At 38.2% G+C, this 24,920-nt stretch carries 20 protein-coding genes; 3 read left to right on the top strand and 17 right to left on the bottom strand.

The genetic code is table 11. The features are described 5' to 3' along the window. Nucleotides 1-21 precede the first annotated feature (21 nt). The 4 genes from IEX29_RS06835 to IEX29_RS06820 form a co-directional block, all read right to left on the bottom strand. Nucleotides 22-168, bottom strand: a complete 147-nt coding sequence (locus IEX29_RS06835) for a YjcZ family sporulation protein (protein WP_147208196.1) — start codon at nt 166-168, stop codon at nt 22-24. A gap of 76 nt (nt 169-244) precedes the next feature. Next, nucleotides 245-1,003: a (S)-benzoin forming benzil reductase gene (locus IEX29_RS06830; RefSeq protein ID WP_188733712.1), complete on the bottom strand. Its 759-nt coding sequence runs from the start codon at nt 1,001-1,003 to the stop codon at nt 245-247. Nucleotides 1,004-1,113: 110 nt separating this feature from the next. Beyond that, nucleotides 1,114-2,475 carry a dipeptidase gene (locus IEX29_RS06825; protein ID WP_188733711.1) on the bottom strand — a complete coding sequence of 454 codons (1,362 nt, stop codon included), beginning with the start codon at nt 2,473-2,475 and terminating at the stop codon, nt 1,114-1,116. Nucleotides 2,476-2,925: 450 nt separating this feature from the next. Next, nucleotides 2,926-3,510, bottom strand: a complete 585-nt coding sequence (locus IEX29_RS06820; RefSeq protein ID WP_188733710.1) for a YhcN/YlaJ family sporulation lipoprotein — start codon at nt 3,508-3,510, stop codon at nt 2,926-2,928. Nucleotides 3,511-3,731: 221 nt separating this feature from the next. Between IEX29_RS06820 and IEX29_RS06815 the strand changes: the two genes are divergently transcribed. Then, a complete protein-coding gene (locus IEX29_RS06815) occupies nt 3,732-3,965 on the top strand; it encodes a YhdB family protein (RefSeq protein WP_188733818.1) in 234 nt (77 codons plus the stop codon). Between the two features lie 64 nt (nt 3,966-4,029). Here IEX29_RS06815 and IEX29_RS06810 read toward each other — a convergent pair whose 3' ends face one another. From IEX29_RS06810 to IEX29_RS06785, 6 genes are all read right to left on the bottom strand, one after another. Continuing rightward, nucleotides 4,030-5,274: an anti-sigma-I factor RsgI family protein gene (locus IEX29_RS06810; RefSeq protein WP_188733709.1), complete on the bottom strand. Its 1,245-nt coding sequence runs from the start codon at nt 5,272-5,274 to the stop codon at nt 4,030-4,032. Beyond that, a complete protein-coding gene (gene sigI / locus IEX29_RS06805; RefSeq protein WP_188733708.1) occupies nt 5,274-6,014 on the bottom strand; it encodes an RNA polymerase sigma-I factor in 741 nt (246 codons plus the stop codon). Before sigI ends, IEX29_RS06810 begins: the two co-directional genes overlap by 1 nt. Before the next feature lie 558 nt (nt 6,015-6,572). Further along, nucleotides 6,573-7,295, bottom strand: coding sequence for a PRC-barrel domain-containing protein (locus tag IEX29_RS06800; protein ID WP_188733707.1), 723 nt, complete (start codon nt 7,293-7,295; stop codon nt 6,573-6,575). A gap of 73 nt (nt 7,296-7,368) precedes the next feature. After that, nucleotides 7,369-8,190, bottom strand: coding sequence for a S1C family serine protease (locus IEX29_RS06795; RefSeq protein WP_188733706.1), 822 nt, complete (start codon nt 8,188-8,190; stop codon nt 7,369-7,371). A gap of 142 nt (nt 8,191-8,332) precedes the next feature. Beyond that, a complete protein-coding gene (locus IEX29_RS06790) occupies nt 8,333-10,360 on the bottom strand; it encodes an ABC transporter ATP-binding protein (protein ID WP_188733705.1) in 2,028 nt (675 codons plus the stop codon). A 2-nt stretch (nt 10,361-10,362) separates the two neighbouring features. Then, the gene (locus IEX29_RS06785) at nt 10,363-12,102 is read right to left on the bottom strand and encodes an ABC transporter ATP-binding protein (protein ID WP_188733704.1); all 1,740 of its coding nucleotides are present in this window, start codon (nt 12,100-12,102) and stop codon (nt 10,363-10,365) included. A 446-nt stretch (nt 12,103-12,548) separates the two neighbouring features. Here IEX29_RS06785 and IEX29_RS06780 point away from each other — a divergent pair, with 446 nt between their 5' ends. Further along, complete coding sequence (locus tag IEX29_RS06780; RefSeq protein WP_373290654.1) at nt 12,549-13,103, top strand: beta-class carbonic anhydrase; 555 nt, start codon at nt 12,549-12,551, stop codon at nt 13,101-13,103. 62 nt (nt 13,104-13,165) lie between these two features. Here IEX29_RS06780 and murG read toward each other — a convergent pair whose 3' ends face one another. Continuing rightward, nucleotides 13,166-14,251, bottom strand: a complete 1,086-nt coding sequence (gene murG / locus IEX29_RS06775) for an undecaprenyldiphospho-muramoylpentapeptide beta-N-acetylglucosaminyltransferase (RefSeq protein WP_188733702.1) — start codon at nt 14,249-14,251, stop codon at nt 13,166-13,168. Between the two features lie 106 nt (nt 14,252-14,357). Here murG and IEX29_RS06770 point away from each other — a divergent pair, with 106 nt between their 5' ends. Further along, nucleotides 14,358-15,725, top strand: a complete 1,368-nt coding sequence (locus IEX29_RS06770; protein ID WP_188733701.1) for an MATE family efflux transporter — start codon at nt 14,358-14,360, stop codon at nt 15,723-15,725. Nucleotides 15,726-15,796: 71 nt separating this feature from the next. On the opposite strand, the gene IEX29_RS06765 is transcribed toward IEX29_RS06770, so the two are convergent. The 6 genes from IEX29_RS06765 to queG all read right to left on the bottom strand — a co-directional run bounded on the left by IEX29_RS06765 (nt 15,797) and on the right by queG (nt 24,864). Then, nucleotides 15,797-16,984: a NupC/NupG family nucleoside CNT transporter gene (locus tag IEX29_RS06765; RefSeq protein WP_188733700.1), complete on the bottom strand. Its 1,188-nt coding sequence runs from the start codon at nt 16,982-16,984 to the stop codon at nt 15,797-15,799. 437 nt (nt 16,985-17,421) lie between these two features. Beyond that, nucleotides 17,422-18,681: a 2-oxoglutarate dehydrogenase complex dihydrolipoyllysine-residue succinyltransferase gene (odhB, locus tag IEX29_RS06760; protein WP_188733699.1), complete on the bottom strand. Its 1,260-nt coding sequence runs from the start codon at nt 18,679-18,681 to the stop codon at nt 17,422-17,424. Then, nucleotides 18,668-21,556 (bottom strand): 2-oxoglutarate dehydrogenase E1 component, encoded by a 2,889-nt coding sequence (locus IEX29_RS06755; protein WP_188733698.1) that lies wholly within the window; start codon nt 21,554-21,556, stop codon nt 18,668-18,670. Before IEX29_RS06755 ends, odhB begins: the two co-directional genes overlap by 14 nt. Before the next feature lie 666 nt (nt 21,557-22,222). Then, nucleotides 22,223-22,696 (bottom strand): tRNA (cytidine(34)-2'-O)-methyltransferase, encoded by a 474-nt coding sequence (locus IEX29_RS06750; RefSeq protein ID WP_188733817.1) that lies wholly within the window; start codon nt 22,694-22,696, stop codon nt 22,223-22,225. Between the two features lie 77 nt (nt 22,697-22,773). Further along, on the bottom strand, nt 22,774-23,628 hold the full coding sequence (locus tag IEX29_RS06745; RefSeq protein WP_188733697.1) for an amidase domain-containing protein: 855 nt from the start codon (nt 23,626-23,628) through the stop codon (nt 22,774-22,776). A gap of 99 nt (nt 23,629-23,727) precedes the next feature. After that, nucleotides 23,728-24,864: a tRNA epoxyqueuosine(34) reductase QueG gene (queG, locus tag IEX29_RS06740; protein ID WP_188733816.1), complete on the bottom strand. Its 1,137-nt coding sequence runs from the start codon at nt 24,862-24,864 to the stop codon at nt 23,728-23,730. Nucleotides 24,865-24,920: the final 56 nt, after the last annotated feature.

Genomic DNA, 24,920 nt, shown 5'->3' with positions numbered 1-24,920 from the left:
CCGGTAAGTCTTTTTTAATAATTAACAGTAGTAACCGCCAGTGTAACACTGGTTGCCGCCTGAATACGCGGTTCCAATAATAATTAACAAGATAAATAACACAACTAATAACGCAAAGCCAGCTGAGCCGAAGCTTTGACGATCTTCACAACATTCTTCTCTACCCATGTGTATAACCTCCTCTATCTGAACTACTTTAACTTATGCAGCTCTGCTCAAATTGGGAAGGCGAATGACTATTTTTTTAAATATACTCCCGGACATCATAAATTTTTCCGTTTTCTAAATGTTCATCGGTTAAGATATCAATCAAAACACCGCCGATGATATCTGCATCCTTTAATTGATTATTTTCTTTTAATGCACGAAAGCTTTCTACATCTTTAAAAGCTCCCTCTGAGCTTGAGCGGATTGTCTTTTGCATTCCGGTATCCATTACCCCCGGACTAAATGCAATGATAGCATGCCCTGTCCCTTGTTCCGCCTGCTCTATAGCAACTGTTTGTGTATACATATTCATACTTGCTTTTGTAGAACAATATACACTCCATCCATACTTCGGTTTTAAAGCCGCCCCCGAAGTCACGATTGCTGTAATAAGCTGTACGCTATTTTCTGATGCTTTTTTTAAGAAATGATTCGTTAAAATCATTGGTGCAACCGTGTTTACGTGAACCTGTTTCATTAAATCATCCACTTCAATATTTTCGGCACGATCAATTGGATCGACCAGGCCTGCATTATTAATTAAGTATACTTTAGACACGCTGGTATCTTTAAATAATGTTTCATCTAAGTTGTTCATTGCTGCCTGTATCGAAGTTTTTTCAGATAAATCGCAGGCTACGTAATTATAATTAGCATTATTTTCTTTAGCATAGGTATATAAATTGGTGTTATCTGTTCTGGAAATCCCCACTACATTTATTCCGGACTCTAAAAAAAGCTTTGCAAGCCCTGCTCCTAAACCCTTCGAAGCTCCAGTAATAATTGCTGTCTCCATACGCTTTGCCCCTCTCTGTTCTAATTATTATTTATTCCCCTTTGTAAAAAATCAGCCTCAACCAGGTCTAACCGATTGAAAGCTGATCTTTTGTCAATACTTACAATGTATTACAGTTCATTCCAATAATAAGCTAGTGTTTCCATACCTTTTTCAAAGCTGTCAACCGGAAAGCTTTCATTTGGCGAATGAAGCCGGTCTTCCGGTGTACCAAACCCTAAAAGAACAATTGGATATTGATATGCAGCTTCCAGCCATTCCACTACAGGAATGGAGCCTCCCATTCTCAGGAAAACTGTTTCTTTTCCAAACGCTTTTGTATAGCTTTTAGCCGCTTTTTTAATTAATGGGTGATCCGGTTCTACTTTATATGCTTTTGCAGAAAGCTTTTCCTTTTCCACATGAACATGGACACCTGATGGAGCATGTTTATGAATATGGTCCACTAATTTTTCCTGAATGTCCTGTGGGTCCTGTCCAGGGACAAGACGACATGTAATTTTAGCAGTTGCTGTAGAAGGAATAATTGTCTTCGTACCCTTTCCCTGATACCCGCCAAATAGTCCATTTACTTCTAGGGTTGGTCTGCCCATGGTATGTTCTTTTGCTGTATACCCTTTTTCAGATACCGTTTCCGGGATGTTCGTTGCTTTTACAAAGTCTTCTCCCGGCGCTTTTTCCATAAGCTCTCTTTCATCTGGCGTCAAATCCTCCACACCATCGTAAAAACCATCAACCGTAATGACTTCATCCTCATCCTTCATAGATGCCAGCAAATGACTCATTGCCATTAAAGGATTTCGGACTGCTCCGCCATACATACCAGAATGAAGATCATGGTCCGGTCCTGTTAATGTAATTTCAACCCCTGTAAAGCCTTTTAAACCGTACAAAATAGTCGGCTGATTTTTTTCTGCCATACCAGAATCAGAAATAACTGCAAAATCTGCCTGAAATTGATCTTTCTTCTCATGAAGAAGTTCATAAAGATTCTCACTGCCTATTTCTTCTTCCCCTTCAATACAGACTTTTACATTCATCGGCAGCTTCCCTTCCGTTTTTAATAACGCTTCAAAAACTGCAAGGTGCATAAATGTTTGTCCTTTGTCATCGCTTGATCCACGGGCATAGATTCTTCCATCCCGCACTTCTGCCTTGAATGGTTCACTATCCCATAAATCAATTGGATCAACCGGCTGAACATCATAATGACCATAAAGTAAAACTGTTGGAGCTTCAGGTCCTGCTTCTGTATATTCTGCATAAACAAGCGGGTGCCCTTTTGTTTCCATTTTTTCTACGCTTTCAAACCCCAGTTCATTTAAATACCCGGTTAAAAAATCAGCAGCTCGGTGTATATCCTCCTTGTGTGCCGGGTCTGTACTTACACTCGGAATTGCTAAGAATTCATATAATTTTTTTAATAATGCTTCCTGATTTTCTTTTAAGTAAGCAATTGCTTTTTCGCTCATAGCCTTTATTTCCTCCCTCAACATTATGTAAATTTAAAAAACGGCTTTCTTAATAAATAATGTATCACGTACCTGCCACATATCCTTATCAGGATACTTCATGCCGTGCTTTTTTTGGTTCAACATTTTTATGATTTCCAGAAAGTGACCAGCTGCCCATTCCCATTGAATTTCATTACAACCAGGAACCTCTGCTGCTTCTTATACATCATATCGTAAAACTTCCTTCTATTTCAAATATTGCAATGCTTTGAACCTTTTTATATCATACATGAAATAAACATCAAAGAAAAGGAAAGAACGGTGTGCTATACGCTGATGCATTTTCTTTATACTTTTACACATAAGTTTTCCATTTGAAAATAAAAATCCAATTCCTGTTGTAAAACTGACGGAATTGGATTTTTATCACAATAAATTGTAAAACACTATTCAAAGAGTGGTGTTGTATTATTTTCCATCCGGGAAAACACGGTCAATCATATTGCCAATTTGATCAAAGAAGCCTTCGACTGGATGACCATTATCCATATCATTGACATATCTGTCAGCTAGGTCCAGAAAATCCGGATTAGTTGTTACATGAACGTGATCAATAGAAGGATCTACAGAACGGACGATATCTGCAATTTTGTCTTTTACTTCATCAGTAACTTCCATCCCGTCATTGTCCTTATTATTGTCATGTCTAATTTCATCATTGTCAGTATCTAAATTAGCACCAACATATGCATTATTTTTCGTTGTTAGCACATAGGCATGATCAATATCATCCATTTCTTCTGTAATTTTTTCAGCTGCTTCTTTGGATACATTATAATCGGCTTCACGATCATTGTCACGGTCAGATACTCTTTCTAACGTATGGTCACGGCCCTGATTCCTTGCATCGTCACCCATGTTGTGACCTTGATATCGTGTCGGCTCAACATTTCCCTCATTATCGTTAGGATTCGTATCTCCATTATCCGTGTTTTGACAAGCTACTAACGCCATCATAAGAACAGCTAAAACTGCAAATAAACGTAATTTCATTTTCATTCCTCCTTACCTGTTTGCCTTTATTATGGATAGGAAGGTAAGGATTTATGCACATAAAAAACGTTAATTTTTGGAAACGAGACCATGAAAGTAGCAGGGATATTTAAAGAGCAATGGAGATGATATAAACGAGGTAATTTACCTTTTTAACTTAGCCTGTCTATATTAAGATGGTCTTCCTTCTTTATAAAGGAGTGATAATTTTGATACCTGAGATGCCTGACTATGACAAAGCTTTATACTACACTATATGGGGACAGTGGGATAATTTATTTTTGTTAATGTCACGGACAGATGATGATTTACTTGCAAAAAAAATCGAACGTTTTCTTTACGATTACCACCATTCGTCCAGTCAAAAAAACGTTGAACAATCTCACAATACACTGCTTTACTATCTGGAACATGCCCTTCAAATCAGCAGTCCATGGATGTATGAAATTGAATAATTTACTTGCTGAAAAAGCAGATGCCAGTCAAGCATTTTGGGCTTACATCTGCTTTTTTACAGTCTTATCCTGTATAAGTATCCATTTCAGGCTCTGTGTTTTCCTCCTGAACTGGAGGAAAATCATCCTGTTCTCTATTCATATCCTCTTTGTTTTCAACAACTTGTGTTCCATTTTGGGAATCATATTGTTCCTGTTCATATCCGCTCATATTTTCCTCTGAGTCTTTTGGAAAAACATTTTCCTCTTTTTCCGCAAACAGCATATCCTCTTGCTTTTTATGTTCTTTCTTTTCCTCAAACTCCTGTGTTTCCTTATATTGCTTTTGTTCTGCATTTATATCCATTTCTGACGGATTATCTAACCCTTGTATCATTTTATCATCTGTGAAGGAGTGATCTTTTCCCGTCTCTTCCTGAACATCCTGGTGTATGCCAGTCTTCCGGTCTTTTTTATCATCCTTCACATCATTGTCTATATCAGTTGTATCATCTGTATATTTATTATTTTGCTGCTCTGGAGGATTGGCTTGTTCCATAGAACGGTCAGCTTCCGAATCAAACTCTTGTTCTCCATAGAAAAAATCAATAATAGCACTATCTTCTTCTGAGTCTGTTGTAACATCATTCACCTGTTCTATTTCACCTTCCTCGCCGTTTGCCATTTCAAGAGCCATTATTTCATTCATTGATTTATCTTGATTTTGCGCAATTTCCCGGATCTCTTCTGGAATAATCAAAGTTGAAACCTCCCAATCGGGAAGCGATTCTATGTATGGAGTAATTTCTGTGATGACTTCATCTTTGCTATCCTGATTCTCATAACTAATTCCTACAATCATCGTTTTATGATCTGCCAGACCCTTATCTTCACTTTCATCAACAATACTGGCTAAAACAGAGGTAATGGGCTCGTCTTGAATACTGCTTACCTCGTCTATCAACTCGCAAGCAGATTCATTTAACGCATTAACATCTGTAACGATTAAATCCTCATTCAATTCTAATTCAAGACTGGGATTTATATCAATGGCAACATAAGCATGGGTTTCTGTATCGCTTAACCCTGTTTTATACAGAGGAAAGCCGAAAAGTAACAGCGCCAGAATAAAAATGGCAGATAATCTTACAGTGCGATGCGATTTTTCCCAGCACCTTTTCCATCCGAATTTTTCATATACCGGCTGAAAAATAACCTCGGCTCCAATTTCGGCTCCCTCTGTTAAAATAATCCCCTTTTCAAAATTGCCATTTTTGGAAAGTAAAATGGCATATTTGCGATGGATTTCCATCACAATTCCTTTTTTCATTATTCCACATCCTTGAGATAATCCTTAAGGTAATCCTTAAGATAAGCATATTCACTGCTCAACACAATAAAAATAGCTATAATAAATTTCCGGTTCCTTTCTAAGGTTTTCTTGCTCACTTCTACTTTCTTTAATAATTTCTTGATTGGCAGCTTTTTTTTGCGATAAACATACTCACTTAATTCGCTGTCCAGGTATAAAATATAAGCCACCTGAACCGCAGATTCTCTGGCATCCCTATGTTTAGGAGAAGCCTTCGTCAATTCTTCCAATGTAAGCCTGTAAGTTTGTAATTTTTCATTAAATAAAGCTATTTCTTCTTTCCTCTTGATATTTTCTGCTTCTATTTGATGTTTTTCTTTTGCAGCAGCAATAACCAGCGGATTCTCCATCTGCTCCGTATCATTTATTTCATCTAAAGATAACAGGTTAGGTCTCTTTTGATGATAACGGATATAATCAATTACTTTTCTTTTTACCACAAGTTTTGCAAACGACAGAAATGAACTGCCCTTATCCTGTTCATAAGAAAAAATAGCGTCATTAAATGCCATTAATCCTACACTGAATTCATCGTCCTTCTTAGGATCAATATACCTTTTACATACCTCTGAAACACACTTGGCGATAAACGGCTTGTACGTTTGAAGAATTTCATTTTGTAATACAATATCACCTGCCTGAATCGCTTCTATCTTTTCTTCAATAGGGGGATCTGTTATCTGCTTTGTCATCATCATTGGGAGATTCCCCCTATCATCATATAATTCGAACATATTTTTATTTTTTCGGGTTTTAAATTTATTTTTATGAAATGTTTCTTTTTATTTTTTATTCTCATATTAAATAATCTCCATTTTTTTGTCTTTCTTCATTATTTATCGGATAGATTGTTTAGTCAGCAATAAAATCAATTTTATTGGTTATATATATACAGCCTTTGTAATGCCGTATACATAATACTACCCTATAATCACAGCACTTACTATCACAAATGAATAACATTTCATTTAAATTAATATGACGGAAAACAATATTTTTGTAAAATACAGCAGAACAATGTAGGAGTTTGTAAAAAACATTTAATCAAGGAATATAAATATAAAGGGTCTTTTTTTCTCATCTCGATTAAAAAACAGGAAAATATTCAAATAATAAAGTATATCAGGTCATACTCAATTAATTAGATAATGACAGATTTTTCTTTATCTGGTTATCTCCCGTCCCTCTTCATATGAATAAAGAGGGTTACCATTGAGGCAACCCTCTTTATTCATATGAAAAGGTTATAAAGTCATTCATGAATGATTTAAATGACTGAATACTTCTTCTTTGTTTTTAAATGGTGTTACCCGCTCCATACCTTTTACAGAATCATCTAAATACAAATCCTTTTCAAACCAATCTACAGATGTCACCTGATCAGCCCGATATAAATAGAAGCTGTTTTCTACATAACTCTCACTGCTATTTACAACAAGATATTGTATCCTTCCGTCTTCTGTTAAAATAACATCATCCAGCATACCAATTTTACCGTCTTTTGCATGTGCTTTAAACTCCATAAATTCGTCAATACTTCTCAGATTATCATTCTTTCCTTCATCAGGTGCAGCCAGATCCGATTCTGGCGGTATATCTCTGTAATTGTATTGACTGTTGCCGGTGGTTACCGGACCATGATCCGAGTCCAACACGGCATTTTCTTTATAATTATTCCAGCCAAAATAATCTAATACCGTTCCCTGATAAGAAGAAATTAAATCATTATCTTCCGGGACTTTGGGACTTTCGCGAATCGTTTCTTTATCCCTGTCTACCCTGATATATCCTTCTTCCAAGTTGATTTCCTCCTGTACATGGAAAGGCAGAAGAACTTTCTTGCCGGGCAGCCATTTTCTGGTATCTACAATAATAAATCGTAACTCCCAATCGTCATTAAAATACAAATCCTTTACTTTTCCTATTTCTCCGTCTGCAGCATGAATATTTAAATTTGTTAATGTTGAGCCGAGAAACATAAAAACACCCCCGTAAAAGGTTTTATTATCTAGTACCCTTTTACCGGGGAATTAAACAGCTCTATTTGAATTGTTAATGATTTGTAAAATAATCTATAGGTACATAAAGACCTACACGTCCATGTTCTTCATGATTCAATGTTGCGAAAATAACCCCAATCACGTTACCTTCTTCATTAATGACAGGACTGCCGCTGTTCCCGCGATATACAGGAGCTCTGATCATCATAACCTCCTGCTCCCAGCTGGAAAGCTGCAATGGACCTAATACAGTACCTTCATTGGCAATTCCATTGAAAAATAAAGGATTGCCTATAAAGGAGATATAATCTCCATGCTCTACAGAAGCATCTTCCTCTAAAGTTAAATATGGAAAGCTGTCACCGTCAACTTCAACAACTGCTAAATCAATCTCCGGATATTCTTCTACTACCTCTCCCTGAAATAAACCTTCCTCTGGAAAAGCAACAGTAACAGTCTGATTATCTTCAATGACATGATAATTCGTTAATATCTTTCCTTCCTCAGAAATAGAGAATCCAGTTCCTTTACTATCATCTGTTTCAATAACAACAACAGCTTCTTTGTATGCTGCTACCTGTTCATCCTGCGACAGGCGGCTGGATGCCTGAAGAAATTCTATAGCAGGAATGGATATGACTCTGGGAAATAATGAAATGACATAGAAAGTCATTGCAACAGCTATCAAAATGGTTATTATCTTTGAAAATCGCCGTTTTGGTTTAGGCTTATTTTTTTCTGCCTGCGCTCTTTCGAATGCTTCTGCCTTCGCCTGCATAACCAGTTCATGCATTTTCTCATCATCAATATCTTCAATTAAGTCTTCATCCATCTGCTTTTTTGTTTTGTCATTTTCATCCTGGCTGTCCAACATCCAGCCTCCCTTCACTTGTAAATTAATTATCTTTATTTTAACAAATATTATTAAAAACAGCCTTTTTTTCTATTTAAAAAGCTCATATACTCTTTGGTTTAAGAATACATGAGCCTTCCTTTAACAATTATTCAATTTTATTTTAAACACTAACCTTCAAGGAACCTTGCTGCATTTGATACATTTGATAGTATGACCCGCGTTCAGCAATCAACGTATCATGATTCCCTTGTTCAATAATAGTTCCTTTATCCAGAACAATAATTTGATCTGCCTGCTGGATGGTTGATAGTCTGTGAGCAATCACAAGTGTTGTTCTTCCTTTTTTCAGCACCTCCAGCGCATGCTGAATCATCAGCTCTGTTTCTGTATCGATATTTGCTGTCGCTTCATCCAGAATCAAAATAGATGGATCAAAAGCAAGTGCCCGCGCAAAGGAAATTAATTGTCTCTCACCCAATGAATAGGTAGATCCGTTTTCAGTTACCTCTTCATCATAGCCATTAGGCAGCTTTTTAATAAACCGGTCTGCCCCCACCGCTTTTAATGCAGCGATTGCCGTTTCCCTTGTAATTTTTTCATCCTGCATCGTTACATTGCTCAAAATAGTACCAGAGAATAAAAACGGGTCTTGGAGAACAATCCCCATATGACTGCGAACCTGTTGTCTGGATAAAGAAGATGTATCCATCCCGTCTATGGTAATCCTTCCCTTTTGCGGATCATAAAAACGGAAAAGCAGGTTCATAATAGAGCTTTTCCCTGAGCCTGTATGACCTACAAAAGCAGTTGTCTGACCGGCATTTACTTTAAAGGAAATATCCTTTAAGACATAATCTTCTTTTTGATAAGCAAAATATACATGATCAAAGGAAATAGTTCCTCTATATTTGTCGATCTCACGGTTATCCGTTTCTTCAGCAGGCTGATCCAGCAGCTCAAACACACGGCTGCCCGCCACTCTCGCCTGTTCAATTAACGGGAGCTGATTTACAATATCCGTTACTGGTTCAAATAAACGGTTAATGTAATCGACAAAGGCATATAGAACACCAATTGAAATCACACTTGTCATATCAAAGGAAGAAGTTCCAAAATACCAGATGAAACCGACAAATGTTATATTCCGAAATACGGTTACTAAATTATAAGACGTCAACGCACTTAAACGGATCAATTTCTTTTGGAATGTATAATTACGATTATTTAATACTTCAAAATCCTCTTTTATCGCTTTTTCCTTATTAAAAGCCTGAATAATCGGCATTCCTTGGATTGCTTCATTAATATTTCCGTTAATCTGACTGATTGTTTTTCGAATAACCTTATTATACTTACTGCCAAAATACTTATAAAGCTGCATCCATCCGTATAATAACGGAATGACAAGCAGGCAGAGTGCTGCAAGCTTAGGGTCTAAAATAAATAAAGCAACAAAGATTCCAGCCATATAAATTAAACTGGTCACAACAATAGATAAAACACGTTCATATAAATCACGAATTGCTTCGGTATCATTTGTAATTCTCGCGACAATAGTCCCTGCCGGCTGATCAATATAATAATTAATCGGCAGCCGCTCAGTATGTGCAAATAAATCAGTCCGCATCTGCTTTACAATCTGATTCGCAGACTTTTGCAATAAAAATGTCTGGTAAAACTGAAAAACGCCGGCGATTACTAATAAAATCATATATAATACCAATAACCAGATAATCGGTGTTTTCTCCGGTTCAAAAAATGGATATGCTTCTTGAACAGATAAACGCTCTCCTTCGGCCTGAACAACATTATCATTTAACTCAATAGTCAATTCGCCATCATTCATTTCCCGCTGTCCTGTCAGTGGCAGCTCTCCTTCAAAAATGTAGTAGGAAATACCGATTTGCATCAAAGTATAGGTATCCCCTGAGAGAGTATCTTCCCCTGAAATACGATCTGACCGTTTTAATAACTCGCCGTGATAAGGAGCTGCAGTATCATCAGCTGATTCCACTGCCTCCCAATGGCCCTCTACCCCTAATATATGATCATCAATGACCCGTTTGGCAATCAAGGGACCGGCAAGCTCCAAAGCAACAGCTATGACTAAACAGATAAGACCGATAATAATTCCTTTTTTATATTTTAAGGCGTATTGAAATAACCGCCGCTCTGTACTCTTCTTCATTCTTACACCTCCTCTTCCATTTGCTGCTGAACGTATTGTGTATAGTACCAGCCTCTCTCTTTCATTAACTGCTCATGGCTTCCTTCCTCTGCAATCCTGCCGTCCTCGAGAACAATAATATGATCGGCATGCGTGACAGCAGATAAGCGGTGCGCAGCTATAAATGTAGTTTTATTTTTGCGTTCCTCTTTTAGATGAGCAATAATTGCCGCTTCCGTCTTTCCATCCACTGCAGATAAGGAATCATCTAAAATAAGAACCTCCGGATTTTTAATAAAGGCCCGTGCCAAAGCTACACGCTGCTTTTGTCCTCCTGATAATGTAATTCCGCTTTCTCCGACCTGGGTATCCAATCCTTCAGGCAGCTGCAGAATGTCACTTGAGAAATATGCAAGCTCAAGTGCCCGAAATATTTCTTCATCTGTCGCAGCTTCTTTACCGAATTGAATATTTTCACGAATTGTTTTAGAAAACATCATTTGATCCTGCGGTACATACCCTATCCAATCACGGATCTGTTTTAACGGTATTGTTTCTATTTCCTCTCCGGAGATAACTATATTCCCTTGTACGTCCGGATATTGTCTCAGCATTAACTTAAATAACGTTGTTTTCCCCGCTCCTGTTTTTCCGACAACACCAATAGTCTCTCCAATCTGCACATCCAATGAAACTCCCTTTAGAGCCTTCTCTGCCGTATTTGGATAGTTAAAGGATACATCCTGAAAACAGATTTCTTTAACCGTTTCAACCTGCTTAGGCTCCAACACATCCCGGACATCCGGTGTATAGGATAAAGTTTTGTTTACCCGATCTAAGGATGCATTCCCCCGTTGCAGGATGTTAATCAGCTCGCCCACGGCAAACATTGGCCAAATCAGCATTCCTAAATAGACATTAAAGGTAACGAGGTCTCCTAAAGTCAATCTGTTTTCAAATACAAGCATGGCCCCATAACCAATTCCAATCGTATAAGACAATCCGACGAGAATTTTCATCGTCGGTTCAAACAGAGCATCAATTTTAGCAACTTCAATATTTTTGTCATATACATCATTCGTCATATCTTCAAATCGCTCTTTCTCATGCTCCTCCTGAACAAATGCCCGGACAGCCCGAACACCGCGTATGGATTCCAGGACGCTGTTATTCATCTCTCCAAAAGCCTCCTGAGCTTTCGTAAAGCGCTGATGGATTGCACTGCCGTAAAAATTCATAATGACTGCCATAATCGGCAGTGGGAGTAGGGCAGCAATGGTCAGCGGCCAGCTGATTGTTAACCCCATTACGGTAATAATCATCAGCATAAATATACTGGAGTCAACCAATGTCAGCACACCAAATCCCGCTGTCAGACTGATTGCTTTTAAATCATTTGTCGATCTTGCCATCAAATCACCGGTCCGATATTTCCCAAAAAAAGTTGGTGACATTGATAGAAAATGCTTCATCAGCTTACTCCGCATCCAGCGTTCTAAAATAACGGCTCCGCCAAAAAGCGTGTAATCCCATAGATACGAGATAATATAATGCACAATAAGCAATAAAATATATCCTGCGATAACTGCTGTCAGGATTTGTGCAGTCAACGTTTCAAATTGAATATGGTCTATAATATACCCCACTAATTTCGGGGGGATTAATCCAATTGCACTTGCAATGATTAACGCTATAATTGCGAACGTATATCTTTTCCAATAATGTGCAAAGAACCAGCTTAATTTCTTAAAAACTGCAAACATTTTTTCACCTGCTTTCTATGTAGCCTCCTACACCTTAAAACTTTTCCATTGAATTTGTTTACATTCCATTTTCTGTTTAAAAAAGCACCAAAAAAGCATATACCATTTGTCGGCATACGCTTATAAAAATCTATTTATCCCTTTATCAGCCGGCCACATGGAAACTTGCGGCCATGTATGACTTTTCTCCCCTGAAATTTAGAAGAAAGAGCACCCTTTTGTTTTTGGAGGCCACAAAATCATATTCTGTTTTGTTTGGTTAGATTGATTCATCTGATTGATTTGACGCTGTAGGTTATTCATTTTGTGTTTTCCTCCTTTTCTCATTTATTTGAAAATTGAATGCCCTATCATTATATATTTTTCCAAATCGCAAGTCAATTGTTTTTTTTATTTTCATATTTTATAATCCGTGCTATTATTTTAAATTAAGGGAGATGAAGGAAATGAATTTAGATCAGCTTTTAGAATTCAATGAAAAATTTGTCGATAGTAAAGGGTATGAAGAATATACAACGGACAAGTTCCCAAATAAACGGATGGTCATTTTCACTTGCATGGACACGCGTTTAGTAGAGCTCCTACCAAAAGCTTTGAATATTCGTAATGGTGATGTGAAAATGGTGAAAAATGCCGGAGCTATTATCCGGAAACCATTTGATAGTATTATGAAAAGTTTGCTCATAGCAATTTATAGTTTAAAAGCAGAGGAAGTTGTTGTTATCGGACACCACGGCTGCGGGATGTCCAATGTAGATACAGAAGCATTACAGCAGTCTATGCTTGATCGTGGAATATCCGAGGAAACGTTACATACGCTGGAGCATTCTGGTATTAATCTTCATAAGGAATTCCATGGCTTTGAAAAAATCGAAGACTCTGTGACACAAAGTGTGGGTATTATCCGTAATCACCCGCTGCTGCCAAAGGAAATAAAAGTTCATGGTCTTGTTATTGATCCGGAAACAGGAAAGTTAGATATTGTTACAAGAGAAGACTAAAAGAAAGGAAGGACCTTGGTATATCTGCTTAGGTCCTTCCTTTCTTTATAATTACAGCTAGCTTATTTTTTTTGAACTGCTTCAATAATTTCAATAACTTTATTTCTTGATTCTTCACTTTTATATTTTTTCATTTCATCCAGCATGATTGGAGCAGCTTTTTTCAGCGCAGCTGTTTCCTGGATAAGCTTCTCAGTTGTTAATGTTTCTTCTTCAAGAATTTTGGCATAGTTTTTTTCCTTAAAAGAATTGGCATTAATAATCTGGTCTCCTCTGCTCGCTCCACGGGAAAGCGGAATTAGCAGCATCGGCTTTCGTAAAGCCAGAAATTCAAAAATGGCATTGGAGCCGGCTCTGGAGATAACAAAGTCTGTTGCAGCAAAAATATCCTTTAATTCTTCATGCACATATTCAAATTGCGCATATCCTGGCACATGAAGAGATGAATCTACTTTTCCGCTGCCGCAAATATGAATAATTTCAAAAGTTGTCAGCAATTCATCCAATGCTTCACGGATCGTTTCATTAATCTTCTCAGATCCGCCGCTTCCGCCCATAATTAATAGAACAGGCTTTTCTCCCGTGAGCTGCGCAAATTCCAATCCTGTCTTTTTATCCCCTGTGAATAATTCATCACGGATAACTGCTCCAACATAAGAAGCTTTCTTTTCCGGAAGATATTTCATTGTTTCAGGGAATGTTGCCAATACTTTTTTTGTAAATGGTATGGACAGCTTATTAGCCAGACCCGGTGTGAAATCCGACTCGTGAATAACGGAAGGAATTCCTCTTAATTTTGCAGCCGCAACAACCGGTACGGATACAAAGCCGCCTTTTGAAAAAACAACTGCCGGCTTTTTTCTTTTTCCCAAAATGCGAAAAGCCTGCATCGTTCCCTTTAAGACTTTAAATGGATCTTTAAAGTTTTCCTTAGACATGTAGCGTCGCAGTTTACCAGTGGATATTGGATGATACGCCACGCCATCCAGCTTTTCAATCAGGTTTCTTTCGATTCCCTCATAAGATCCGATGTATTCTACCTCATAACCCTGTTCCTGATAATATGGTATAAGTGCTAAATTAACAATGACATGACCGGCAGTACCGCCGCCAGTGAATATAATACGTTTTTTATTTCTTTTTTCCATGGAATCAATTCATCCTTTCCCAAATTATTATATCAGCGTATAATTACCATTGCACCTATTAATTTAACTAAAAAACCGAATTACGAAATGTTAGGAAAGATTAACTATGTATGAAACAACAAACCGAAAACAAAAGATAAGACTTTTCATTATTATTATGCTGCCAATCCTTGTGACACAGGTCAGCATGAATCTGATGAATTTTTTTGATACCGTGATGTCCGGGAAAGCTGGTGCAGTTGATTTAGCAGGAGTTGCGATCGGTTCCAGTCTATGGATACCTATTTTAACAGCTGTAAATGGTATAGTTCTTGCTATAACTCCAATCATCGCCCAGTTGATCGGCGCCAAGGAGAAAAAAGATATTCCACAGGTTATTCAGCAGGGTATTTACCTTTCCATCGGCTTATCCTTTATTATCCTCATTGCAGGCTTCTTTATTTTAGATCCTGTTCTACAGCTGATGAGTCTGGAACCTGACGTACATCATGTAGCAAAATATTATTTAGTCTCCCTTGCTACAGGCATTATGCCATTATTTATTTTCCATACCGTCCGAAGTTTTATGGATGGATTGGGACAGACAAGAGCTTCAATGATTATTATCTTAATTTCCCTGCCAATTAATGCACTCCTAAATTATATCTTTATTTTCGGCAAGCTGGGAATACCTGCATTTGGCGGGATTGGAGCAGGTATCGCAACAAGTATTACCTATTGGATCGTCAGTATCATTTCTTTATATATGATACATAGAGTTGCTCCTTTTAAATCTTATCAGGTCTTTCGGGTTGGTTTTAAACCACAGATTTCTTATTGGCTCAGTCAATTAAAAATCGGACTGCCAATCGGACTTGCCATGTTTTTTGAAACAAGTATTTTTTCTGCAGTCACCATTATGATGAGTGTCTATGATACAAATACCATTGCAGCCCATCAGGCAGCCATGAATTTTGCAGGATTATTATACATGCTTCCATTAAGTGTGGGAATGGCACTTACCATTGCCGTCGGGTTTGAAGTAGGTGCCGGACGCCTTAAGGATGCCCGTTCTTATACTTATTTAGGGATTACCGGCGGGATAATTATCGCATTATTTACCGGGATTATCTTATTTGTATTTGACGGGGCTGTTGCACGGCTATACCATACAAATCCGGAAGTCATTGCCCTGACAAAACAGTTTATTCTTTTTGCGATTTTTTATCAGCTTGCGGATGCAATTGGAGCGCCAATTCAAGGGGCTTTAAGAGGATATAAGGATGTTAATGTAACACTTGTTCTCGCACTAATTTCTTATTGGGTCATCGGATTGCCGGTTGGATATTTATTTGCCAACTACACAAACTTTGATGCTTTTGGCTACTGGATTGGAATTATTGCCGGTTTAAGTGCAGGTGCAGCTGCTCTGCTTTTCCGTTTATTATACATCCAGCGTAAGGTAAAACATGATTATCAGATAAAACGAAGCTAAAATGGTTTTACAGGTATCGTTAAAAGCACCATGAATCTTTTTTTAAAGACTCATGGTGCTTTTATGTTCTTTTATAGAAATAACCCGACAATCGTTGCTGAAAGAATGGATACTAAAATCGATCCTGCCAGCAGCTTCATTCCGAATTTAGAAACGACAACTGCCTTTGCACTATCAATTCCTTTTACGGTACCTGCAATAATACCAATCGATGAAAAATTGGCAAAGCTAGTTAAGAATACCGTTACAATACCAGTTGTTTTTTCAGAAAGTTCTCCTATTAAAGGTTCTAACTGCAACATTGCTACAAATTCATTTGTAACAATTTTCGTACCCATGATACTTCCTGCTTGTAATACCTCCCCAGGCGTAATCCCCATAAGGATACCGATAGGATAAAAAACATAGCCAAGAATTTCTTCCAGTGTGACCCCTGCAAATATTGCCTGGATTATCCAATTAACAAGCTCTAAAGATGCTATAAAAGCAATTAGCATGGTTGCGACAATCAGCGCAATCTTTCCGCCTTCCAATGCTCCATTTCCCATTGCTTCAAAAATACTCTTATCATTACTGACATCTTTTATATCCACCTTATCTTCCTCTTTAGGAACATTTACAGGTGCAATAACAGAAGCAATCATTAACCCGCTGAACATGTTTAACGGAAGCGCCACTAAAACGTATTTTGGGGGCAACATAAGAATGTACGAACCTACAATCGATGCAGATACAGAACTCATTGCAGATGCACAAATAATATAAAGCCGATTCTCTGATAAATGATGAAATTGTGAACGAATCGCAATCAATGCTTCTGACTGACCAAAGAAAATACTGTTTACACCATTAAATGATTCAATCCTCGGCAGGCCGGTAATCTTTGAAATAGCAGCCCCGATATATTTAATAATGAACGGAAGGATTTTCAGATAAGTTAATACAGACAACAACGTGGCAAAAAAGATAATTAACAGAAGGACGTTAAAGAAGAACACGCCGTTCTCATCTAAGATAAATCCTCCAACCACAAAGCTGATACCTTCTTGTCCAAATTCAATTAACTTATTAAAAACATTTGATATTCCTGTAATAATTTTTGTACCGATAGTAGTTGAAAACATGAACCAGGTAATCAACAGCTGTAAGACCAGCATAATGCCAATACCTTTAAAGTTGATTCTCTTCTTATCATTGGACATTAAGAATGCTAAACCAAATGTGATGATAATTGCCAGGATGCCTAAGAGAATGTCCAAGCCAGTTCCTCCTTTTTATAAAAGCGCTTTATTTAATGTACAAATGTATCTGCAGAAAATGAATTTATGAAACATATAATCATTATTCGTATCCTTGCCTATACAAGTTGTTCGTACAAATACTATCATATTCGTTATGGAAAAGAATTTCAATGCTCTCAAAAAGAATTAATTATTAAAATAATTCCCAAATTAGTAAATAAAATGAATGTAATTTTAAAAATGAAGTACTTATTATTGTGCATATTTAATAGTCATTTATTCCGATTATTTTTTATACAATTTGTTTACCCGTTTTTAAAAAAATAATACTGATTTTTATGTTATTTCTCTATTTCAATAAAAAAAGCCTTGATACTTCAGTGCCTTTCCCTGAAAGTCAGTTTTCACTCTGACTCTCAGGGTAGACACCTCTATATCAAGACTCTACTTATCTTTTAACCTTCCAGCAATAAATCATATGGATCTTCAAGCATCTGCTTAATCCGAACCAGGAATTGTACCGCTTCTTTTCCATCAACAATACGGTGGTCATAGGATAATGCAATATACATCATCGGACGTACTTCAATGGAATCATCCGGCATTGCAATTGGACGTTTAATGATATTATGCATTCCTAAAATACCAACCTGTGGTGCATTTAAAATTGGTGTAGACATCATAGAACCAAATGTACCGCCGTTCGTAATTGTGAAGGAGCCACCCTGTAAGTCGTTTAAGGATAATTTATTATCACGTGCTTTTTTACCCAAATCAACGATATCCTGCTCAATTCCTGCGAAGTCCTTGCGATCTGCATCACGGACAACAGGAACGACAAGACCATCATCTGTGGAAACAGCAATACCGATATCATAGAATTTCTTAATGACTAATTCATTACCTTGAATTTCTGCATTAAGAAGCGGGAATTCTTTTAAAGCCCCAACCACAGCTTTGGCAAAGAAGGACATAAATCCTAGCTTCACGCCATTCTTCTCTAAGAATTTATCCTTTCGCTGCTTACGAAGCTCCATAACAGAAGTCATATCAACCTCATTAAAGGTTGTTAACATAGCTGTATTATGCTGTACCTCTACAAGATTCTTAGCAATCGTTTGACGGCGGCGGGTCATTTTAACGCGTTCTACGGGTTTATCAAACTCTGTTTTCTCCGATTTAGATTCTTCTTTTTTCGCAGGCTTGGATGGTGCAGAATCATTTTTAGGTGCATTATTATGTGCAGTAACATCATCCGGACGAACTCTGCCCAGAGGATCGCGGGTCTGTACTTCATTTAAATCAATACCCAATTCACGTGCACGCTTTCTTGCTGCCGGTGACGCAATGACATTACCATTATTTTGCTCAGGTGCTGCTTCCTGCTTACTTTCCTTGGCAGGTTCTTTCTTAGGCTCTTCTTTCAGAGCTTCCTCTTCTTTTTTACTTTCTTCATTACTGGAAGATGCCCCTGCTTCTCCATTTTCATCCAGCTTACCAATGGTATCACCTACAGAAACATCTTCCCCTTCCGCACTGATGATTTCCGTAACAACACCTGTAAATTCTGAGTTTACTTCCACATTTACTTTATCTGTCTCTAACTCTACAATAGCATCGCCCTTTTCTACTTTATCGCCCTCTTTTACAAGCCATTCTGCTATTGTTCCTTCTGTGATGGATTCCGCTAATTCAGGTATCTTAATTTCCTGCACTTGATTTTCCTCCTTCAAATTCGCTTAATGCTTGGTCAATAATATATTTATGAGCTGTTTTATGCACAGTAGGAATACCTCCAGCTGGTGCTGCACGCTTCGGTCTGCTGATAACATGTAATTCTTGGTTCTCTTCAAGAAGCTCTCTTAAATAGTCGTCTACAAAGTCCCATGAACCCATATTTTTCGGTTCTTCCTGTACCCAGACAATTTCTTTTAAATGAGGAAGTTTTTTGATTTCTTCCTGAATCGCTTTTTTAGGGAATGGATAGATTTGCTCTACACGCAGCGCACGAATCCAATCACAAGCTTCTTCTGCTTCTTCCATTTCTCCTTCAATATCAATCATAATTTTTCCGCTTCCTAATAAAAGGCGGGTTGTTTTCTCAGGATCCGTATCAAAATATGGCTGTTCACGTAATGTTTTAAATCCGCCGCTCGTAAACTCTTCGGCACTGGAAGCCATCTTGTAATCTCTAATCAGACTGCTTTTCGGTGTCATCAAAATCAACGGACGTGCCTCTGGACGGGAACGCATCGCTGCCTGACGACGAAGAAGGTGAAATAACTGTGCAGAAGAAGTTACATTAGCTACAATCCAGTTATTTTCTGCAGCCATCTGCAAGTAACGTTCTAAACGTGCACTTGAATGCTCTGGTCCCTGCCCCTCATAACCGTGAGGAAGTAATAGCACCATATTGGATTTTTCGTTCCATTTCGCTCTTGCCGAAGCAATAAATTGATCAATAATAACCTGACCGGCATTAGCAAAATCACCAAACTGCGCTTCCCAAATAACTAAGGTATTTGGCGAATAGACACTATATCCATATTCAAAACCTAAAACTGCTGTTTCTGATAATGGACTATTCCGGACATCAAAGGATGCCTTCACATCGGATAACCCGTGCATCGGGCTATATTTTTCGCCTGTTTCCACATCGTGCAGGACAACATGACGGTGAGCAAAGGTTCCACGCTCTGTATCCTGGCCTGTCAACCGGATTGGTGTACCGTCTTTTAATATGGATGCAAACGCTAAAGCTTCTCCTGTGCCCCAATCAGCTTTATTGCCTTCTTTTAGTGCATCCTTTCTGCGCTGTAAGATTCTTTCTGTCTTCTTAAATCCTTTAAAACCTTCCGGACGTTCCAGAAGCTCTTCATTTATTTTCTGTAAATTCTCTAAGTCTACTGCTGTTTCAAATTGATCTAATCTATTAGATAGTACTTCCGGCATTGACTTCGGCTGAGGTTCACCAATTTCACTTTCTGTCATTCCTTTATAAATATCAGAAAGTCTTGTTTCAATCTCATTTTTAATTTCGTCAAATTCCCCTGATTCCAATAATTTTCTTTCTTCCATCGCACGCGCGAATAATGTTGCTACCGATGGATGATTATCAATTTCACTGTATAATTGAGGCTGTGTTGTTCTTGGTTCATCCATTTCGTTATGTCCATAACGGCGATAACCTACTAAATCAATTAAAATGTCTTTATGAAATTTTTTGCGATACTCGCAAGCTATCTTAATAGCAGAAATACAAGAAATCGGATCATCTGCACTTACACGGATAATTGGAATTTCAAAGCCTTTTGCCAAGTCACTTGCATAGCGTGTCGAGCGTCCGTCTACACGATCTGTTGTGTAACCAAGCTGGTTATTGGCGATAAGGTGTACGGTTCCGCCTGTTGTATATCCGGGTAAACCGCTAAGATTAAGGGTTTCAGCAACCACACCTTCACCGATAAAAGCGGCATCTCCGTGAATTACCAGCGGCATCGATTTGTTAATATCTCTGGCAGGATAACCGCTTACTTCCCGTTCATCCTGTGCTGCTCTTGCAAATCCTTCTACAACCGGATTTACAAATTCAAGATGTGATGGGTTATGAGCAAGTGTTATTTTAGTATTTACTTTACTTCCATGTATAACTTCTTTTTCAGCGCCGAAATGATACTTCACGTCTCCAGTCCAGCCATAGTTAATTGCTTTCGAACCTTCTGACGGCATTAATTCCTTGTCTCTTGTATAATTAAACTCGGAAAAAATCTTATCATACGGCTTTTTCAGTACATTCGCAAGTACAGCCAAACGGCCGCGGTGAGCCATTCCCATCATTACATGTTCAATATTATCTTCATTTGCATATTTCACGAGAAAGTCAATCATCGGAATCATAGATTCAAGGCCTTCGATAGAAAAGCGCTTTTGACCGACAAATGTTTTATGAAGGAATTTTTCAAAGCCTTCTACTTCAGATAAACGTCTCAGGATATCCTTTCTCTCTTCCTGGTCGGGATCAAATCTTGCATTACCTTCTTCAATTAAATCAAAAAGCCAGGTACGTTCGTCATCATTATTTACATGATCATATTCAAATGTAATCGTACCTGTATAATATTTCTTCATCAGGTTAATAACATCTAAACCTGTTTCGACGCCTTCTTTTTCCCGTTCCCAGATCCAGGATGCCGGGATTTTTTTTAAATCCTCTTCTGTTAAACCATAATGCTTCAAGCTCAACATTTGTGAAGGAGCACTTTTATATCCGCCGACTGAATAGATGTCAGCATCTGTATGACCGTAACGCCGAATAGCCTCAACAAGTTTGATTGCTGAGGTTAATTTAGTCACATCAAGATTTTCTGATACACCAGCATTAAAAGCTGTCTGTTCATTACTGATTGGGCTGATTACTTCTTCCCCTGTCATCCAGGCAGGCGCTCCATGTGTATCAAACAATGATTTTATAGAAGATTCGACTTGCTCTGGATCTTCTCTGTACAATTCATATTGTTGTTCCAAATACCCCGCATTTTGTCCGTGAAACTGTCCCCAAAATCTTTCCGCAGACTCTTCATTTCCTGGCACGACTGATACCCCCATTGAATTAACTAATCCGTTCATGAAAACGGTTCAAATTATTTGTAATAAGATTGATTTCTTTACACCAACTAATATACATGATTTTTAGTGAGGTTACAAGGAATCGGAACCGATTTATTGGGATAATTCGACATTTTCCTTGAATCCATAAAAATACATCGTCACCGCTTACTTATCACATTTTTCTGATAATTAATTATTTGAAATTCCCTGGTAAAAAATCATTTACTTTCTAAATAACATTTATGATCGCATCACCTCTCTGGATAAATAAATATGGGAATAGTTCACAATATGTGATTTTTCCGTTATAATAAGGACAAATTATGAAATAAAACTTCCTTCTGCTCCGAAATGATCGGTTCTGCAGAATGATAAAAAAATGTATCCATATTTTCAAGTAAAATACACTACTTTTCTTTTTGATGTAAAATTGGGTACTGTCACTACATAAAAGGAGGAACCGCATTATGAAATTAGCATTGCTTATGGGTGTAATTGTTACATTTATTGTATCCTGCTTCACAGCCGGTTACGAATCGAAACCGGGAGTACCAAAAGAAGACCAGCGCACTTGAGAACCAATTAATGATTTTTCAAAAGCATTTAGATGCTAAAAAAGATGCCTCCAATTTTATGGAGGCATCTTTTTTAGTGTAATTTTGGAAATCCCTGCTGCCTTAATGCTTCATAGATAATAATAGAAGCTGTGTTGGAAAGGTTTAATGAACGGACCTCGTCATTCATGTGAATCCGCAGGCATCTATCTTCTTTACCTGTCAGCAGTTCACGCGGAATTCCTGTGGACTCTTTCCCAAATACAAAAAATTGATCGGTATCTACAGGAGAAAAATCAAAATCTGTGTAATATTTTGTTCCAAAGTTTTCTATATAGTAAAAACTTCCTTCTGGAAAGGTTTTATACAAATCTTCTATCGAGTCATATTCTTTAACATCGACATGCTCCCAATAATCCAGCCCGGCGCGGCGGACCATTTTACTATCCGTTGAAAAACCAAGCGGATGAATAAGATGTAAAGTCGTTCCAGTCGCTAAACATGTTCTGCCGATATTCCCCGTATTAGCCGGGATTTCCGGTTCAAATAATACAACGTGCAAACTCACCATTCATTCTCCTTCAATTGCAAATTCTAAAAGACTATTGCTTCGATTTTTATCTCTTTTCTAAAATTTATTATACACTAACTTATCTCAATCCGAAAAAATTTATATTGAATTTCCGGCGTCCAGGCAGCAGAATCCTCGTAAGACCAGTAGCGGTTACGGCTATTATTCGTATGTGCATTGACGAGCGGCATATTATCAGCGTCTTTTGCCACTACTATCGTTGTATGATTCCATCTGTCATCACCTTCAAAATCATAGCAAATCACATCACCGGGATTTAATTCTTCCGGCTGTTCAACCTCTACCCCTCTTATGCCTCTTTCAGAACCGCTTAGATACCATCTGAAAGAATGCGCAACAGACCAGCTGAAGCTCCATGAATCCTTTCCATACCACCAGCCGCGTTCCCTGACCGGCTCTCCCCACATCGGACCTCCCCCCGCACGCAGACATTGGGAGATATAATTCGTGCAATCATCTTCAAAGCGTCGGTATTCCGGATTGAAGCTGTTCCACCAGTGCTCAGCATATTTTACTGCTTCCAGCCGGTTATATTCTATTTGACGCTTATTTTGTTTCATATTTTCCTGCTTTAATACAGGGAGCTGATTGCCGGTATTTTCTACAGGAGGCTTTTCGATATATTGATGCCTGGATTCTCCATTCGATTTTTTCAAAAGCTGATAAGGGACAATCTGTTCTTCCGTATAAAAAAAATCTCCCTGTTTCATTAAGTATTCCAGGTGTACTGCATATCCCGTATTTCTGGATGTATCGTAGAATCGTTTGCTTAAAACTATTCCTTTTCCCTTTATCTTTACAATTTGTGCCTCACGTTTCTTACAAAGTGCCTTCTTTTTATGCCACCAATCTTGGTCTGCTTTATTTTGTCTGAAAAAATCCTGCCAATACGCTGTGATTTCGCCCATTAAAAATCGCCTCCTCGTCAAAGCTTATGCATAAAGGAGGCGAATTAGGTCATAGAAACAACGTGTCTGGCTGCGGTAAACTCTTTTTGAACACGCTTTTTACTTTACTGCCATTGCGGACAGCGCATTTTCCATTTCATATTGCACTTGTTCATTATCTTCTTTTTCCAGTGCTTTTGAGAGAGCTTCTCTTGCTGCATCGGTTCCTATTTTTCCTAAGGACCATGCAGCAGTACCGCGAATAACAGGCCTGGGATCGTTTTTCATTACAGCAATTAAATCCTCTTCAGCAGATGCTTCCTTATAGTGGCCTAATGCTAGAATGACATTACGTTGAATTGGCTTTTTCCCTCTCCAGGACCCTGACATATGACCAAACTTTTCTTTGAACTCGCGGTTCGACAAATGGAGCATTGGTTTAAGCTTCGGTTTAACCAGCTCCGGATCAGGCTCTAATTCTTTATGAAAATGAGAGTCCCTGCCCTTGTTCCAAGGGCAGACCTGCTGACAGGTATCACATCCGTATAACCGATTTCCGATCTTAGTACGGAATTCCTCCGGCAGAAAATCTTTTGTCTGTGTTAAGAACGCTATACAGCGCTGGGCATTCAGCTGACCAGCCTGAACAATAGCACCTGTCGGACAGGCATCCAGGCAGATGGTGCAGTCTCCACAGCCGTCCTCTATCTGCTCATCAGGAATAAACGGAATATTAGTCAGCATTTCGCCTAAATAAACAAATGAACCATACTCTTTTGTAATAATCGATGTATTTTTGCCGCTGAAACCCACACCTGCCCGTTCAGCAACTGCCCGGTCGCTTAATTCACCTGTATCTACCATTGACTTGATGATTGCATCAGGAACTCTTTCTTTAATATATTCCCCAAGTTTATCCAATCGTTCCCGCAAAGCTGTGTGATAGTCAATACCCCAGGAGGCGCGTGCAAAAATACCGCGTCTGTCTCCTTTAGTTCCTCTCGGTGTTTTCTCCATACGGGACGGATAGGCGACGGCAATGGAAATAATAGACTTTGCTTCCGGAAGCAGCCTTTGAGGTTCCGTTCTTTCCTCCACGCTTCCTTTTTCAAAACCAGATTGATATTTTAACTCTTGCTGCCGTCTTAAACGTTCCTTCATTTCTGTAAAAATATCTGCTGTTGTAAAGCCAATTTTATCTATTCCAATCGTTTTTGCGTATGCTTGAATATCTTTTTTCAGTTCGTCCACTTTCACCATACCGCCTCCTTTCTATCTACTTTTAATCTCTGTCCATCCACTTTAATTACTCC

It is taken from the genome of Oceanobacillus neutriphilus, assembly GCF_014645515.1.
Lineage (GTDB): Bacteria > Bacillota > Bacilli > Bacillales > Amphibacillaceae > Oceanobacillus > Oceanobacillus neutriphilus.
This window is presented reverse-complemented; position numbering and strand designations above follow the sequence as displayed.

Bases quoted from the DNA above. Each gene is read 5' to 3' on its own strand.
- IEX29_RS06780 (WP_373290654.1), top strand. From the start codon at position 12,549: ATGAATTTAGATCAGCTTTTAGAATTCAATGAAAAATTTGTCGATAGT.
- murG (WP_188733702.1), bottom strand. From the start codon at position 14,251: ATGGAAAAAAGAAATAAAAAACGTATTATATTCACTGGCGGCGGTACT.
- IEX29_RS06745 (WP_188733697.1), bottom strand. From the start codon at position 23,628: ATGGGCGAAATCACAGCGTATTGGCAGGATTTTTTCAGACAAAATAAA.
- IEX29_RS06785 (WP_188733704.1), bottom strand. From the start codon at position 12,102: ATGTTTGCAGTTTTTAAGAAATTAAGCTGGTTCTTTGCACATTATTGG.
- IEX29_RS06790 (WP_188733705.1), bottom strand. From the start codon at position 10,360: ATGAAGAAGAGTACAGAGCGGCGGTTATTTCAATACGCCTTAAAATAT.
- IEX29_RS06800 (WP_188733707.1), bottom strand. From the start codon at position 7,295: ATGTTTCTCGGCTCAACATTAACAAATTTAAATATTCATGCTGCAGAC.
- IEX29_RS06820 (WP_188733710.1), bottom strand. From the start codon at position 3,510: ATGAAATTACGTTTATTTGCAGTTTTAGCTGTTCTTATGATGGCGTTA.
- IEX29_RS06835 (WP_147208196.1), bottom strand. From the start codon at position 168: ATGGGTAGAGAAGAATGTTGTGAAGATCGTCAAAGCTTCGGCTCAGCT.
- IEX29_RS06825 (WP_188733711.1), bottom strand. From the start codon at position 2,475: ATGAGCGAAAAAGCAATTGCTTACTTAAAAGAAAATCAGGAAGCATTA.
- IEX29_RS06810 (WP_188733709.1), bottom strand. From the start codon at position 5,274: ATGAAAAAAGGAATTGTGATGGAAATCCATCGCAAATATGCCATTTTA.
- IEX29_RS06815 (WP_188733818.1), top strand. From the start codon at position 3,732: ATGCCTGACTATGACAAAGCTTTATACTACACTATATGGGGACAGTGG.
- IEX29_RS06830 (WP_188733712.1), bottom strand. From the start codon at position 1,003: ATGGAGACAGCAATTATTACTGGAGCTTCGAAGGGTTTAGGAGCAGGG.
- IEX29_RS06795 (WP_188733706.1), bottom strand. From the start codon at position 8,190: ATGTTGGACAGCCAGGATGAAAATGACAAAACAAAAAAGCAGATGGAT.
- IEX29_RS06770 (WP_188733701.1), top strand. From the start codon at position 14,358: ATGTATGAAACAACAAACCGAAAACAAAAGATAAGACTTTTCATTATT.
- sigI (WP_188733708.1), bottom strand. From the start codon at position 6,014: ATGATGATGACAAAGCAGATAACAGATCCCCCTATTGAAGAAAAGATA.